Genomic DNA, 625 nt, shown 5'->3' on the forward strand with positions numbered 1-625 from the left:
AGACTCAAGAGGCTTTTACTGCCTAATCTGGGCTTATCGCAAGTTAATACGTCCTTCATCGCCTCTGACTGCCAAGGCATCCACCGTGTACGCTTAGTCACTTAACCATACAACCCCAAGAGGTCTTGTATGTTCAAACAACCAAGGTTTGCGTTTAATAATTCGATCAAGAAAATATTAAACATTGGTTTTTCGCCGGACTCGATACAAGACACTTGAATGTGTGTTGTTTTGAGAACTCGTTTTTATTCAAAGAATAAAAACATTTTTAAAATTAATCTTTCGATTAAATTTACTAGTCAGCTTTCCAGATTGTTAAAGAGCATGCAATTATCTAACGATAACCACTTTCTAATGATTTTCAGCGACAACAATGCGGACTTAATAAAGGTATTCTTCATTAAATCTGCGATTCCGTGCAGAAAATTCTTAGAGAGTGGTGGGCGATACCGGGCTCGAACCAGTGACCCCCTCCTTGTAAGGGAGGTGCTCTCCCAACTGAGCTAATCGCCCACGATAGTTTTAATTCCTTCGTGAGAAAGAATGGTGGGTCGTGCAGGATTCGAACCTGCGACCAATTGATTAAAAGTCAACTGCTCTACCAACTGAGCTAACGACCCAATTT

At 40.6% G+C, this 625-nt stretch carries 2 tRNA genes and 1 rRNA gene; all 3 read right to left on the minus strand.

Going from position 1 to position 625, the window contains the following annotated elements:
• A 23S ribosomal RNA gene (locus CZ809_RS20945) occupies positions 1-107 on the minus strand; the annotation flags it as partial.
• A 330-nt stretch (positions 108-437) separates the two neighbouring features.
• Positions 438-513: transfer RNA gene (locus CZ809_RS20950), tRNA-Val, on the minus strand.
• 31 nt (positions 514-544) lie between these two features.
• A tRNA-Lys gene (locus CZ809_RS20955) sits at positions 545-620 on the minus strand.
• Between the last annotated feature and the right edge of the window lie 5 nt (positions 621-625).

The organism is Photobacterium piscicola, from assembly GCF_900166965.1.
Classification (GTDB): Bacteria; Pseudomonadota; Gammaproteobacteria; order Enterobacterales; family Vibrionaceae; genus Photobacterium; species Photobacterium piscicola.